Source organism: Aquincola sp. J276, assembly GCF_024700035.1.
Taxonomy (GTDB): Bacteria; Pseudomonadota; Gammaproteobacteria; order Burkholderiales; family Burkholderiaceae_C; genus Aquincola; species Aquincola tertiaricarbonis.
This window is the reverse complement of the sequence record NZ_JAJONC010000002.1, coordinates 571609-585116: the sequence shown is the minus strand read 5'-3', so window position 1 is coordinate 585116 and position 13508 is coordinate 571609. Positions and strand designations below refer to the sequence as shown.

16 protein-coding genes, 1 tRNA gene and 2 pseudogenes are annotated in these 13508 nt (G+C 71.0%); 12 read left to right on the top strand and 7 right to left on the bottom strand.

The features are described 5' to 3' along the window. The 11 genes and pseudogenes from LRS14_RS20555 (at position 1) to LRS14_RS20505 (ending at position 8022) form a co-directional block, all read left to right on the top strand. The gene (locus tag LRS14_RS20555) at positions 1-1119 is read left to right on the top strand and encodes a cobalt-precorrin-5B (C(1))-methyltransferase (RefSeq protein WP_046115885.1); all 1119 of its coding nucleotides are present in this window, start codon (positions 1-3) and stop codon (positions 1117-1119) included. Continuing rightward, positions 1116-2405 (top strand): annotated as a pseudogene (gene cbiE / locus LRS14_RS20550) (precorrin-6y C5,15-methyltransferase (decarboxylating) subunit CbiE); the annotation flags it as partial. The gene LRS14_RS20555 and the pseudogene cbiE, both read left to right, overlap by 4 nt. 6 nt (positions 2406-2411) lie before the next feature. Beyond that, positions 2412-3188, top strand: coding sequence for a precorrin-2 C(20)-methyltransferase (gene cobI, locus LRS14_RS20545; RefSeq protein WP_257802187.1), 777 nt, complete (start codon positions 2412-2414; stop codon positions 3186-3188). Continuing rightward, positions 3185-3940, top strand: a complete 756-nt coding sequence (locus LRS14_RS20540) for a cobalamin biosynthesis central domain-containing protein (RefSeq protein ID WP_257800870.1) — start codon at positions 3185-3187, stop codon at positions 3938-3940. The genes cobI and LRS14_RS20540 overlap by 4 nt, the downstream gene beginning before the upstream one ends. Beyond that, on the top strand, positions 3940-4341 hold the full coding sequence (locus LRS14_RS20535; RefSeq protein ID WP_257802186.1) for a cobalamin biosynthesis protein: 402 nt from the start codon (positions 3940-3942) through the stop codon (positions 4339-4341). The genes LRS14_RS20540 and LRS14_RS20535 overlap by 1 nt, the downstream gene beginning before the upstream one ends. Positions 4342-4349: 8 nt before the next feature. Beyond that, positions 4350-5306, top strand: coding sequence for a precorrin-3B C(17)-methyltransferase (gene cobJ, locus LRS14_RS20530; RefSeq protein ID WP_257800869.1), 957 nt, complete (start codon positions 4350-4352; stop codon positions 5304-5306). Next, complete coding sequence (locus LRS14_RS20525; RefSeq protein WP_046115881.1) at positions 5299-5646, top strand: ferredoxin; 348 nt, start codon at positions 5299-5301, stop codon at positions 5644-5646. Before cobJ ends, LRS14_RS20525 begins: the two co-directional genes overlap by 8 nt. Position 5647: 1 nt before the next feature. Next, positions 5648-6214, top strand: a complete 567-nt coding sequence (gene cobO, locus LRS14_RS20520) for a cob(I)yrinic acid a,c-diamide adenosyltransferase (RefSeq protein ID WP_257800868.1) — start codon at positions 5648-5650, stop codon at positions 6212-6214. Positions 6215-6219: 5 nt separating this feature from the next. Beyond that, positions 6220-7197 carry an aminotransferase class I/II-fold pyridoxal phosphate-dependent enzyme gene (locus LRS14_RS20515; RefSeq protein ID WP_257800867.1) on the top strand — a complete coding sequence of 326 codons (978 nt, stop codon included), beginning with the start codon at positions 6220-6222 and terminating at the stop codon, positions 7195-7197. A gap of 96 nt (positions 7198-7293) precedes the next feature. Then, entirely contained in the window at positions 7294-7512 is a 219-nt protein-coding gene (locus LRS14_RS20510; protein ID WP_257800866.1) for a hypothetical protein, read from the top strand. 3 nt (positions 7513-7515) lie between these two features. Further along, complete coding sequence (locus tag LRS14_RS20505) at positions 7516-8022, top strand: hypothetical protein (RefSeq protein ID WP_257800865.1); 507 nt, start codon at positions 7516-7518, stop codon at positions 8020-8022. On the opposite strand, the pseudogene LRS14_RS20500 reads toward LRS14_RS20505, so the two are convergent. The 5 genes and pseudogenes from LRS14_RS20500 to LRS14_RS20480 all read right to left on the bottom strand — a co-directional run bounded on the left by LRS14_RS20500 (position 7955) and on the right by LRS14_RS20480 (position 10863). Next, positions 7955-9254, bottom strand: a pseudogene (locus tag LRS14_RS20500) (MFS transporter). The gene LRS14_RS20505 and the pseudogene LRS14_RS20500 overlap by 68 nt on opposite strands. Positions 9255-9270: 16 nt before the next feature. After that, complete coding sequence (locus tag LRS14_RS20495; protein WP_257800864.1) at positions 9271-9540, bottom strand: hypothetical protein; 270 nt, start codon at positions 9538-9540, stop codon at positions 9271-9273. A gap of 169 nt (positions 9541-9709) precedes the next feature. Further along, a tRNA-Arg gene (locus LRS14_RS20490) sits at positions 9710-9783 on the bottom strand. Between the two features lie 17 nt (positions 9784-9800). After that, positions 9801-10088 (bottom strand): hypothetical protein, encoded by a 288-nt coding sequence (locus LRS14_RS20485; protein WP_046115876.1) that lies wholly within the window; start codon positions 10086-10088, stop codon positions 9801-9803. A gap of 79 nt (positions 10089-10167) precedes the next feature. Beyond that, entirely contained in the window at positions 10168-10863 is a 696-nt protein-coding gene (locus tag LRS14_RS20480; RefSeq protein ID WP_257800863.1) for a glutathione S-transferase family protein, read from the bottom strand. 65 nt (positions 10864-10928) lie between these two features. Here LRS14_RS20480 and LRS14_RS20475 point away from each other — a divergent pair, with 65 nt between their 5' ends. Further along, positions 10929-11672: a hypothetical protein gene (locus LRS14_RS20475; RefSeq protein WP_157039791.1), complete on the top strand. Its 744-nt coding sequence runs from the start codon at positions 10929-10931 to the stop codon at positions 11670-11672. A 15-nt stretch (positions 11673-11687) separates the two neighbouring features. Here the strand turns inward: LRS14_RS20475 and LRS14_RS20470 are convergent, their stop codons facing one another. Together LRS14_RS20470 and LRS14_RS20465 are read right to left on the bottom strand one after the other, a co-directional pair. Next, entirely contained in the window at positions 11688-12776 is a 1089-nt protein-coding gene (locus tag LRS14_RS20470; RefSeq protein WP_257800862.1) for a phosphotransferase, read from the bottom strand. A 3-nt stretch (positions 12777-12779) separates the two neighbouring features. Continuing rightward, positions 12780-13484 (bottom strand): Crp/Fnr family transcriptional regulator, encoded by a 705-nt coding sequence (locus tag LRS14_RS20465; RefSeq protein WP_046115873.1) that lies wholly within the window; start codon positions 13482-13484, stop codon positions 12780-12782. Between the last annotated feature and the right edge of the window lie 24 nt (positions 13485-13508).

Sequence of the window (13508 nt, the reverse complement as noted above, 5' to 3'; positions counted from 1 at the left end):
ATGGAAGCGGCCAAGCCGCGCGGCACCCGCACCGGTTTCACCACCGGCGCCTGCTCGGCCGCGGCCGCGCGGGCGGCGGCCATCGGCCTGGTGGAAGGCGCGGTGCCCGCCCACATCGACTGCCTGCTGCCCAACGGCGAGACCGTGCGCTTCGAGGTGCACGACGGCCGCTGCGATGCCCAGGCTGCGCATGCGATGGTGGTCAAGTTCGCCGGCGACGACCCCGACTGCACCGATGGGGCCCACCTCACCGCCGACCTGCGGCGCCTGCGCGGCCAGGCCGGCCAGGTGCTGCTGAAGGGAGGTACGGGCGTGGGCACCGTGACCATGGCGGGCCTGGGCCTGGAAGTGGGCGGCCCCGCGATCAACCCGGTGCCCCGCCGCAACATCGAGGACAACGTGCGTGCGGTGGCCGACGAGCTGCTGCTGCACGACGGTCTGGAGGTGTGCATCTCGGTGCCGCAGGGCGAGGCCATGGCCCGCAAGACGCTGAACGCGCGGCTGGGCATCCTGGGCGGCATCTCCATCCTGGGCACCACCGGCATCGTCAAGCCCTACAGCACCTCGGCCTACCGGGCCAGCGTGGTGCAGGGCGTGCAGGTGGCGGCCACGCTGGCGGCGCAGACCGGCCGCAGCATCGTGGTGCTGACCACCGGCGGCCGCACCGAACAGTTCGCGATGCGCGAGCACCCCGACCTCCCCGCCGCCTGCTTCGTGCAGATGGGCGACTTCCTGCGCTATGCACTGGACGAAGCCGTGGCCCAGGGCCTGCAGCAGGTGGTGATCGGCGGCATGGTGGGCAAGCTCACCAAGATCGCGCAGGGCGAAACCATCACCCATGCCAACCGCGCCGAGGTGGACACCGGCCTGCTGGCCCGGCTGGCCGCCAGCGTGGGCGCGCCCGCCGCGGATTGCGAAGAGATCGCCGCGGCCGAGACCGCGCGCTTCGCGGCCGAGCGCATGCAGGCGCTGGGCCTGCTGCCGGCCTTCCATGCCGCGCTGGCGCAGCAGGTGGTGCGCACGCTCACCGCGCCCGACCGCTACGGCAGCCGCTTCCGGCTGCAGGTGCTGGTGTGCGATTTCGACGGCCACAAGATCGCCGAGGCTTCTTCTCCATGACCCTGCGCAAAGACCCATCCCCCGCCCGCATCGTCGGCGTGCTCGACGACGGCGCGGCCAGCCTCACCGCCACTGCGCTGGCCCACCTGCGGCATGCCGATCTGGTGATCGGCGGCCACCGCACGCTGGCGCTGTTCGACGACGACATCGCGCCCCGCGCGCTCCGGCTCGACATGACCGGGCGGCTGGCCGAGGTGCCCGAGTGGATACGCGCCGCCCGGGCCGATAGGCTGCAGGTGGTGGTGCTGGCCACCGGCGACCCGCTGTGCCACGGCATCGCCGCCTACCTGGCCAGCCACTTGTGCGTCGAGGCGATCGAGGTGCTGCCCAACGTCAGCACGCTGCAGCTGGCCTGCGCCCGCGTCGGCCTGGCCTGGCAGGAGATGAAGATCGTCTCGGTGCATGCGGCCGATGCCGGCGAATGGACACCCGGCGCACCGCCCGCGCACGGCCTGCATGCGCTGGCGCAGGCGCTGCGTGCGCACGACCGGCTGGCCCTGCTCACCAGCCCGCACAACACGCCCGACCGCATCGCCCGGCTGCTGCTGGCCGAGGGCCTGGGCGAGCAGTTCCAGATGGCGGTGGCCGAGCGGCTGTGCAGCGCCGACGAGCAGGTGCATGCCACGCTCAGCCCCGCCGAAGCCGCCGGCCGCCGCTTTGCCGATCCCAACGTGGTGCTGCTGTGGCGGCTGCAGCCGCGCCCACGGCCCGTGCTCTTCGGCCTGCCCGATGCGGACTACGAACAACGCCAGCCCGACAAGGGCCTGATCACCAAGCAGGAGGTGAGGGCGGTGTCGCTGGCCCGGCTGCAGCTGCGCGCCGACAGTCGCGTGTGGGACATCGGCGCCGGCAGTGGCTCGGTGGGGCTGGAGGCGGCGCGGCTGTGCGGCGCCGGCCATGTCTGGGCCATCGAGAAGAACGAGGCCGACCATGCCATCGCGCTGCGCAACCGCGCGGCCTTCGGCGTGGCCAACCACACGCTGGTGCTGGGCCGGGCACCCGACGGGCTGGCCGACTGGCCCGACCCCGATGCGGTGTTCATCGGCGGCTCGGGCGGCGAGCTGGCGGGGTTGATCACGCTGTGCCTGCAGCGGCTGCGGCCGGGCGGCCGGCTGGTGATGAACTTCGTGACGATCGAGAACCTGGCCACCGCCACCGCGGCGCTCACGGCCTGTGGTGCCGCATGGGACGTGCTGCAGCTGCAGGCCGCGCGCAGCAGGCCCATCCTGCAGATGCACCGGCTGGCCGCCGAGAACCCGGTGTGGATCGTCTGCGCGCAGCGGGGGCGGGCGATGACTGAGCGCTTCGGCCGCCTGATCGGCATCAGCCTGGGGCCCGGCGACCCCGGCCTGATCACCCGCCGCGCCTGGGCCCTGCTGCAGCGGCGCGACGCGGTGTGGGTGTACCCGGCGCGCAGCACCCGCACGCCCAGCTATGCCTTCGACATCGTGCAGCGCGCCGGCCTGGCGCCGCCCGGCGAGCACCAGTGCCTGCTGTTCCCGATGACGCACGACGGCGACAAGCTGGCCCGCGCCTGGCTGCGCGCCGCCGACGCGGTGCTGCCCTGGCTGCAGGCCGGCCGCGACGTGCTGTTCCTGGTGGAAGGCGATGCCGGCACCTACGCCACCTTCGGCCACCTGGCGCGCACGCTGCGTGCGCACGAGCGGCGCATCGGCATCGAGATCGTGCCGGGGGTGCAGGCCTTCAGCGCCGCCAGCGCCGGCCTGGGCCAGCCGCTGGCGGAGCAGGACGACACCGTGGCCGTGGTGCCCGCGGCCTACGGCGTGAGCGCGCTCGACCGGCTGCTGCCCGACTTCGACACGCTGGTGCTGCTGAAGGTCAAGCCGCTGATGGATGCGCTGATCGACTGGCTGCAGCAGCGCGGGCTGCTGGAAGGCGCAGCCTTCGTGGAGCGCAGCGGCGCGCCCGACGAGCGCAGCTTCCGCGGCGCCGAGCTGCTGGCGCTGCGCGGCCAGAAGGTGAGCTACCTGTCGCTGCTGATCGTGAAGAATCCGCTGCGGGTGCGCGGCGAGCGCATCCGCGGATGCCTGAAGAAGGAAGCTGCATGACTTGTCTGGACAAGCCCACGCCCCGCGTGGTGCTGGTGGCGATCACCAAGCACGGCGCCGGCCTGGCCCGCCGGCTGGCCGAGGCGATGCCCGGCGCTGAAGTGTGCGTGTCGGCCAGGTTCGCCGAAGCCGTGGCCGGGCTGCCGCAGCCGGTGCACGCCTACGAAGGCGCGTTCAAGGACCAGATCGGTGGGCTGTTCCAGCGCTACGACCAGATTGTGTTCTTCGTCTCGCTGGGCGCGGTGGTGCGGCTGATCGCGCCGCACCTGAAGACCAAGGACGAGGACCCCGGCGTGCTGGTGGTGGACGATGCAGCGGCCTTCGTCATCCCGGTGTTGTCGGGCCATGTGGGCGGTGCCAATGCCATGGCCGAGGAGGTGGCCCGGCTGCTGGGCGCCACGCCGGTGCTCACCACCGCATCCGACGTGGGCCGCACCATCCCGGTGGACATCCTGGGCCGCGAGCTGGGCTGGACGGTGGAGGCGCCCAAGCTCAACATCACCCGCGTCTCGGCCCATGTGGTCAACGGCAATCCGATCGCGATGGTGCAGGAGGCGGGCAGCCCGCATTGGTGGATGCGTCCGACGCCGCTGCCGGCCAACATCCACTGCTACCAGCGGCTGGAGGACGTGGACCTGGCCCGCCATGCCGCGGTGCTGTGGGTCACGCACCGGCCGGTGCCGCCGGCGCTGTGGCAGCAGCTGCACGAGGCGCTGGTGGTGTACCGGCCGCCGGTGGAGGCCGCGCCGTGATGCCGATCGCCATCGGCTTCGGTTGCGACCGCGGCACGCCGATGCAGACGCTGGCGCAGGCGCTGGCCGAGGCGCTGCAGCAGGCCGGTGCCACCCTGGGCGACGTCACCGGCGCGGCCAGCATCAACCTCAAGGCCGACGAGGCCGGGCTGCTGGCCCTGGCGGCGCGCCACGGCTTTCCGCTGCGCTTCTATGCACCGGCCGAACTGGCCGCGGTGCCGGTGCCCCATCCGTCGGAAGTGGTGCGCCGCCACACCGGCACGCCCTCGGTCAGCGAGGCCGCCGCGCTGCTGGCCGCCGGTGGCGCCGGAGCGCGGCTGCTGGTCGAAAAACACAAGCTTCGCGGCGCCGACGGCCGCCACGCCACCGTCTCCATCGCCGCATGCGCGGCCACGCCATGACCGAACACATGTTGCAAGCAGCCCCCGGCAAGATCACGCTGGTGGGCATTGGCCCCGGCCATGTCGAGCACATGACCGCCCGCGCCCGCGCCGCCATCGCCGAAGCCGACGTCGTGGTGGGCTACGTCACCTACATCAAGCTGGTGGCCGACCTGATCGACGGCAAGGAGGTGGTGCGCAAGGGCATGACCGAGGAGCTGGACCGCGCGGTGAGCGCGCTGGAAGCCGCCCGCGCCGGCAAGAAGGTGGCGCTGATCTCCAGCGGCGACGCCGGCGTGTACGGCATGGCCGGTCCCACCTACGAGGTGCTGTTCCAGGCCGGCTGGACACCCGACGACCCGGTGGCGGTGGAGATCGTCCCCGGCGCCTCGGCACTCAACGCCTGTGCCGCGCTGGTGGGCGCGCCGCTGACGCACGACTTCTGCGCCATCTCGCTGAGCGACCTGCTCACGCCGTGGCCGGTGATCGCGCGCCGGCTGGACGCGGCCGCGGCGGCCGACTTCGTGGTGGCGCTGTACAACCCCAAGAGCGGCCGCCGCACGCGGCAGATCGTGGAGGCGCAGCGCCTGTTCCTGCGCCACCGCCGGCCCGACACGCCGGCCGTGGTGGTCAAGAGCGCCTACCGCCGCCGCCAGGCCGTCCACCACACCACGCTGGACCGGCTGGTGGAGGCCGACATCGGCATGCTGAGCACCGTGCTCATCGGCAACAGCGCCACCTTCGTGCGCGACGGGCTGATGGTCACGCCGCGCGGCTACGCCAACAAGTACGACACGGAGCACGAGGCGCGCGAGGGCGAGCGGCCCGGCCGCTCGCTCAGCACCGGCCTGCTGGGCTGGCTGGACACGCTGCGCGCGCAGGCCGCCGCCGGCCACACCGCGGCCGACCTGGCTTGCCTATACAACCTGCCGGCCGACTACATCGCCGCCACCCTGGCCGAACCCGAGGACCCTGCCCATGACTGAACCGCAAGCCGTCAAGCCCAAGATCGGCGCCTACCGGCGCCACCTGCTGGTGTGCACCGGCCCCCGCTGCTCGGAGGGCGGCGCCTCGCAGGCGCTGTTCGACAGCCTGGGCGACAAGCTCAAGGCCGCGGGCCTGAACGAGGGCGAGCTGCGCATCAAGCGCAGCCGGGTTAGCTGCTTCGCGGCCTGCAAGGGCGGGCCCATCGTGTGCGTGCAGCCCGATGGCACCTGGTACTACGACGTGACGCCGGGCAACATGGACCGCATCATCGAGCAGCACCTGCTCGGCGGCGAGCCGGTGGCGCCGCTGGTGTTCCACCAGGCCGGGGAAGCAATCTGACATGGACATCGTCGCACCGCCCACCGCCGCAGCGCCCAAGCCCGAAGGCGAACGCCGCGGCCTGCTGATCGTGCACACCGGCCACGGCAAGGGCAAGAGCACCGCGGCCTTCGGCCTGGCGCTGCGCGCCCACGGCCGCGGCAAGCCGGTGAAGATCTACCAGTTCATGAAGGTGCCTTCGGCCCGCTTCGGCGAGCACCGCGTGTTCGAGCAGCTGGGCGTGCCGATCGAAGGCCTGGGCGACGGCTTCAGCTGGAAGAGCAAGGACCTGGCGCACAGCGCGCATCTCGCGCGTGAAGGCTGGGCCCGCGCCGAGGCCACCCTGCGCGAGGGCGCGCATTTCCTGGTGGTGCTGGACGAGATCACCTACCCGCTGCGCTACGGCTGGATGCCGCTGGCGCCGGTGCTGCAGGCGCTGCGCAAGCGGCCGCCGCATGTGCACGTGGTCTTGACCGGCCGCGACGCGCCGCAGGAGCTGATCGAGCTGGCCGACACGGTGACCGAGATGAAGCTCGTCAAGCACCACCACCAGGCCGGCGTGCCCGCGCAGCGCGGCATCGAGGACTGACGGGCATGCGCATGCACGGCGGCCCCGACGCCCGCGGCCCGGCGCCCCACGACTTCTCGACCAATGCCAATGCCGCGGGACCTTGCCCCACAGCGCTGGCCGCCGTGCAGGCCGCGGACGCGACGCGCTATCCCGACCCCGGCTATACCGTGCTGCGCGACCGGCTGGCCGACTTTCATGGCGTGGACCCCAGCCGCATCCTGTTGGCTGCCAGCGCCAGCGAATTCATCCAGCGCATCACCGCCGTGGGTGCCCGCCTGATGCCGGGCCCGGTGGCCGTGCCCACGCTGGCCTACGGCGACTATCGCGCCGCGGCGCTGGCCTGGGGTCGCCCGGTGGTCGACGAAGCCGACCCCACGGCCACGCTGCGCTGGCAGGCCGAGCCCGGCAGCCCGCTGGGCCAGGATGCGGCGCCGCCGCCGCGGCCTGGCGACCGCCCCACGGTGCTGGATGCGGTGTATGCACCGCTGCGGCTGCAGGGCCCCGGCCTGTGGCGCGACGAGCAACGCGAGCAGGTGTTCGTGCTGCACAGCCCGAACAAGGCGCTCGGCCTGTGCGGCGTGCGCGGGGCCTACGCGGTGGCGCCGGCGCCAGGCGCGGTAGTCGCGTGGGACGTGGCCGCGTGGTGCCAGGCGTTGCGGGATGCGGAGGCGTCGTGGCTGCTGTCAGGGCAGGGTGTGGCGATGCTGGGCAGCTGGGCGGAACCGGCGACGCAGGCCTGGTTGAGGGACTCGCTGGAGGTCTTGCAGGCCTGGCGCGCAACCCTGGTGCAGGTGCTGGCGCAGCGAGGCTTCGAGCCGCTGCCGAGCACGACGCCATTCCTGGTCGTGTGCACGCCGGCGGGCGCATCGCCGGAAGCGCTGCGGCCGACCGGGGTGGCGGTGCGCGACCTCACCTCCTTCGGCTTGCCAGGGCACTGGCGCTTGTCTGCACAGGCACCAAGGGCGGTGGGTGCGTTGGCGAGAGCGCTGGACGCCTGTTGAGCAGGCCAGCGTTTGCACGGCGCATCGGCGGACGCCACGAGACTGGCTACGCGCCAGTACGATGCCTTTCCTCAACACCGATGGAAGCAGGCTGCCATGGGAACCTGGACCCCCAGACGCGTCATCACTGTCGCCTCCCTTGCAGCGCTTGCGTACCTTGTTGCCGTGGTCGGCATGTACGTTGCCTTCCTTGGCGGCCTCCGCATCAGCCGGACCGATCCCGAGCCGTGGGGCCAGTTCGCGGACTATGTCGGTGGCCTGGTGAACCCGTTGATCGCTTTGGCGAAGGTCGCGGTCGTCGCCTACCTGGCGTAGGTGGTGCAGAACTGGAATGAATTGAAGCGGAAGCAGGAACTGGAATCGGAAGAGCGTGTCCGCACGGTGCTCGACCTGCACAGGGAATGGAATAGCGAGTCCAACTACAGGTCGCGCGTGCTCGCCGGTCAACTGGTGCGCAAGCATCCATCCGCGACGATGCTCGACCTCGAGAAACTCACGGCGCCGGAAGACGCCGTCCACGTCTGGATCGTGATCGGCTTCTTCCTGCGCCTCGGCTACCTCGCGAAGCACCACAAGCTGCACAACGACATGGCGATCGAACTGTTCGGCGAGTTGTTCGTCTGGTGGTGGGTGGTGTCTTTCGAAAGGCAGCTGCTGCCGGTGGACTGGGATGCGCGGGACCAGATCACCGATCTGCATGAGTGGCTGCGCTCACTCACGACCGAGGCGCAGCGGGCGCCCTGGGTGCGGCGGGCGCTCAACGATCTGTCCGTGGTACCGCTTGGGTCGCCGCCAGCGCCGACCGTGCAGGCGCCGCTGGCTTGATTCCCGCCGGCAGGCGCATGGACACGCCCGCGGCCATCAGCAGCAGCACGCCGGCGCCGCCGAAGGCCAGCGTGGCTGCCGAAGGTGTCGAAGCCCCAGCCGCCCAGCCAGCTGCTGACGGTGGCGCCCAGCTGGTGGCTGACGTAGGCCCAGCCGTACAGCACGCCTACCAGCCGCACGCCGTACACGTCCGCCAGGATGGCCGACGACAGCGCGATGCTGCCGGCCCACACCAGCCCCCCGATGGCGGCCGCCCCATACAGCTCCAGGTGCGTGCCGACCGCCAGCAGGGCGAAGAAGCCCAGGCCGCGCACGCCGTAGATGGTGGCCAGCATCCAGCGGCGCGGCAGCCGGTCCGCGACCTTGCCCAGCACCAGCGTGCCGCCGATGGCCACCAGGCCGATGGTGCCGATGCCCATGGCGCTGGTGCCGGCGTCGAAGCCGTGGTCCATCAGCATCGGCACGCCGTGGGTGCCCAGCAGGTTCATGCTGAAGCCGCAGGCGAACAGGCCCAGGCAGATCTGCCAGAAGGGCCAGGTGGCCACGGCCTGGCCGAAGCTCAGCGCGGCCGCTGGCACCGCAGGGGCGGCGCGTTGCGCGGCCACCTGCTCGGGCAGCAGGTCGGTGTGCGGCGGCGCGTCGTCGCGCACCACGAACAGCGCCGCCGGCACCGTCACCGCCGCGAACACCGCGGCCAGGCCGAGCAGGCTGTGCTGCCAGCCGAAGCGGCCAATGGCCTGCATCGACAGCGGCGTCATGACCGCCATGCCGGCCATGGAGCCGGTGGACAGGTAGAACAGCGCCATGCCGCGCTGCCGGGTGAACCAGCGGCTGAGCACTGGCGTCAGCGCCACCGGGCTGGTGAAGCCCAGGCCCACCGACAGCAGCACGCCGAACGAGAGTCCGAAGGTCAGCGGCGTGCGCGCCTGCACCGTCCACAGCGAAGCCGCCACCACGATGGCGGTGCCCAGCAGCAGCACCGCACGGGTGCCGATGCGTGCCACCAGCCAGCCGGCCACCGGCATGGCCAGCCCGTAGCACAGCATGCCCACGCCGACGATGCCCGCCAGCAGGCTGCGGCTGAAGCCGAGGTCCTGCGCCATCGGCAGGAAGAAGGGGCCGATGCCCAGCCGCAGGCCCACCGTCAGCAAGGTGATGGCGGTGGCCGCGGCCACGATGTTCCAGCCGGCATACCAGCCGGCGTGCAGGCCTGCCTGCCGATGCGCGTGCATGCCTTGAGCGGCCGGTTCAGCCGGCCGGCGGCAGCTGGTCCAGCTCCAGCACGCCTGCCTGGCGCAGCACGTCGGCGGCCTGGGCGGCCTGGCGGTCTTCCACCTCCACCGTGAGCACTGTCCAGCCCTGTCGCAGCGCCCGGCTGTAGCGGGCACCGCGGCCGGCCTCGTCCAGCGGATCCTCGTCCGCATCGTCCGTGAACAGGGGGCCGTCCGCATGCGGCGGCCAGGCGATGTTGGCGTCGTTGCGCACGGCGGGAGACAGCGAGATGTGGGTCTTGGCCACGCCCGCGGCGGTCAGGCCGTCGGCGGCCAGCTCCGCCTTTTTCGGTGCGGGTGAAGATGCCGACCAGGGTGCGCGTCATGGCGATGACCTCGTTGTGCGGTGGTGCACTTGCGGCAATCGCCGTGCCCCTGGGGGCCGGACTTTCCCTGCCCGCGCGGCAGGCACGATGCGCGACGTAGAGGGCTCGAACCTCTGACCTATTGCTTAGAAGGCAATTGCTCTATCCAGCTGAGCTAACGTCGCCCTGGCGAGCGCGGATTCTAGCCAGTGGCCCTTCCGGCTTCGGGTTCGGCCTTCGGTTCGGCCTCGGTGTCGTTCTTCCGGGCACCGCGGATGTTCATGAAGGCCAGGCACACCTGCAGCAGCAGCAGCGCCCAGGCCTGCGTGTGCAGGCCCCAGACCACCCACAGCGCATTGCTCACCAAGAACAGCCAGAAGCCTGCCTGGCGGCGGCCCTTGCTCAGCGAGGTCACCAGCCAGGAGGCGGCCACGGTGGCCACCATCGCCGGCCACTGCACGGCGTCCAGCAGCGTGCTCCAGTCTTCCATCACATCCGTCCTCGGCGCAGCTTCATTGGCTGCGGCAAGGCAAACGGCGATCCTGCGTGCGGGCAGCGATGCGGCGCGGTCAGTCGCGGCGCTGATACTGGTCCTTGCCGAACAGCGTCTGCCGCGCCTTGTCGTCCATCAGCGGCTTGCGCAGGTCGGCCAGCACCTCCACGCCGCGCTGCACCGCGGGCCGCTGGCCGATCTCGTCGAACCAGCCCTTGAGGTGCGGATAGTCGTTCCAGTCGATGCCCTGGTTCTTCCAGGAGCGCAGCCACGGGAACACCGCGATGTCGGCGATGCTGTATTCCGGCCCGGCGAGATAGGTGCTCTTGGCAAGCCGCTTGTCCATCACGCCGTACAACCGGCGGGCCTCGTTGGTGTAGCGCTCCACCGCATACTCGATCTTCTGCGGCGCATAGATGCGGAAGTGGTGCGCCTGGCCCAGCATCGGGCCCACGCCGCCCATCTGGAACATCAGCCACTGCAGCACGTCGTAGCGGCCGCGGGTGTCGGCCGGCATCAGCTTGCCGGTCTTGCCGGCCAGGTACAGCAGGATGGCACCGGACTCGAACAGCGAATACGGCCGGCCATCGGGCCCGTCGGGGTCGGTCATCGCCGGGATCTTGTTGTTGGGGCTGATGGCCAGGAATTCGGGCTTGAACTGGTCGCCGGCACCGATGTCCACCGGATGCGCGCGATAGGGCAGGCCGCACTCCTCCAGCATGATGTGGACCTTGTGGCCGTTGGGCGTGGGCCACGAATACACTTCGATCATCCGCGCATCTCCTCGTCTGGCAGGGTGCCGCGACTCTAGTTCAACCCTGCTTCTTGCACATCTTCATGTTCCAAACCCTCAAGCGCTGGATATCCGGTGGTGCAGAACGTGCCGGCTGGTCCGCGGTGGCCACCTGGGCCGATTCGGCCGGCCATGCCTTCAAGCGCGCACGGGACGGCAGCGGCTTCGTCATCGAGTCCGGCGTGCCCGCCCAGGGCTGGCGGCTGGAGTGGGGTCCTTCGCAGCGCAGCTACATCGCAGGCAATGAGCTGCGCCTGCGCGGCGACCTCAAGGGCGGCAACGACCTGCAGATGATGCTGATCTCGCGGGCATTGATGGAAACGCTGGAAAAGCAGGTGTTCGAGCAGTTCACCGAAGGCCTGCAGACCCGCATGGACACCGAGACGCCGGAGGAGATGCGCTGGCTGGTGCTGTTCCCCAAGGCGCCGCACATCGATTCCAAGCTGCTGAAGGAAGCCTTCGGCGCGGTGGGCAATACCACCGCCGCCATCGAGCAGTGGCTGGCCGGCCCGCTGTCGGCCCGGCTGCTGGAAGCTCGCGGCAGCTGGCTTTCGGCGAGCGATCCCTTGCTGCTGGTGGCGCTGCGCGGCCGGCTGACGCTGCGCACCGCCATGGCCGAGCCCGATGCCACCCGGTTGCGCGCGGTGGTCACGCTCTTCGAGACCAGCCTGCGCGAAGGCCGCCGCGCGGTGGAGCTGTGGACCCAGTCGGCCCATGCCAGCACCCATCCCAGCCTGTTCAGCAGCACGCCGGCCGATTCGCGGCTGGAGGGCGACGGCCCGCGCTGACGGGCGTCGCCGGCTTCAGCCCGGGGCGCCGGCCCGGCGGGCGAAGCCCCAGCCGATCTCGGCCAGCGGCCGCGCCGCCGCGGCCTGCAGCCGGGCCTCGTCGCTGGCCGCGGTGCCGTCTTCCACCCGCTTGGCGATGCCTTGCAGGATGGCCGCGATGCGGAACAGGTTGTAGGCCAGGTAGAAGTTCCAGTCGGCGCGCACCTGTTCGATGTCGGCGCGGCCGCTGCGCTCGCAGTAGCGGCGCAGGTAGGCGTCTTCATCGGGAATGCCCAGCGCGGCCAGGTCCAGCCCCTGGATGCCGCGGCCCACGGCATGCGGGATGTGCCAGCTCATCATGTGGTAGCTGAAGTCGGCCAGCGGATGGCCCAGCGTGCTCAGCTCCCAGTCCAGCACCGCCAGGATGCGCGGCTCGGTGGGGTGGAAGATGACGTTGTCCAGCCGGAAGTCGCCATGCACCACCGACACCTGCGCCACGTCGCGCGCGCTGTGCGGGATGTGCGCGGGCAGCCAGTCGATCAGCCGGTCCATCGCCTCGATCGGCTGCGTGATGGAGGCCTGGTACTGCCGGCTCCAGCGGCCGATCTGCCGCTCGAAGTAGTTGCCCGGCTTGCCGTAGTCGGCCAGGCCCGCGGCCTGCACGTCCACTGCATGCAGCGCGGCCATCACCCGGTTCATCTCGTCGTAGTGGGCCGCGCGCTCGGCCGGCTGCACGCCAGGCAGGGACTGGTCCCACAGCACCCGCCCTTCGATGAAGTCCATCAGGTAGAAGGCGCGGCCGATGACCGATTCGTCCTCGCACAGCAGGTGCATGCGCGGCACCGGCACCGGCGTGCCGGCCAGTGCATGCATCACACGGTATTCGCGCTCGATGGCATGGGCCGAGGGCAGCAGCCGCGCCACCGGCCCCGGCTTGCTGCGCATCACGTAGCGGGCGCCGGGCGTGCTCAGCAGGTAGGTGGGGTTGGACTGGCCGCCCTTGAACTGCGCCACCGTCAGCGGCCCTTCGAAGCCGGGCAGGTGCTGCGCCAGGTGCTGCTGCAGCGCCTGCAGGTCGAAGGCATGGCGGCCGCTGACATCCTTGGTGCCGGTGAACGCTTGCATGGGTCACTTCTCCGACAGGTTGAGCAGCTTCTCGCGCGAGAGCACCACCAGCCGCGTGGGCTCCACCCGCACCGCGCCTTCGCGCTCGAAGCCCTTGAGCTCCTGGTTAACGCGCTGGCGCGAGGCGCCCAGCAGCTGCGCCAGGTCTTCCTGCGCCAGCTGCAGGCTGATGCGGATCTCCTCGCCCTGCTCGATGCCGTAGCTCTTGGCCAGCAGCAGGATCTGCTTGGCCAGGCGGGCGGCCAGCGGGCGGGTGTTCAGGTCCTCGATCTGGTCGAACATCAGCCGCAGGCGGCGGCAGTTCAGGCGCAGCAGCGCCTCGTACAGCTCCACATGCTGCGACAGCAGTTCCTTGAAGTCGGGCTTGCGCACCTGCAGCACGGTGGTCGGGCCGTGCGCATTGCCGTCGTGCGTGCGCGGCAGGCCGTCGAACAGCGCGATGTCGCCGAACCAGGTGCCGGGCTCCACATACGTCAGCGTGATCTGCTTGCCCGACAGCGACACCGAGCTGACGCGCACCGCGCCCGCGGCCACGCCGCACCAGTCCTCGGCCGGCTGGCCGCGGGTGGACAGCAGCGCGCCGTCGGCATAGCGGCGCACGTTGGCACGGGCCAGGATGGCCTGCCGCAAGGGCAGCGACAGCCTGGAAAACCACGAGCCCTGTTCGATGTTCTGGCGCTCGGCAGGGGTAAGAATGAGGCTGGTCATGGCGTTGTCTCTGAGGCGACAGCA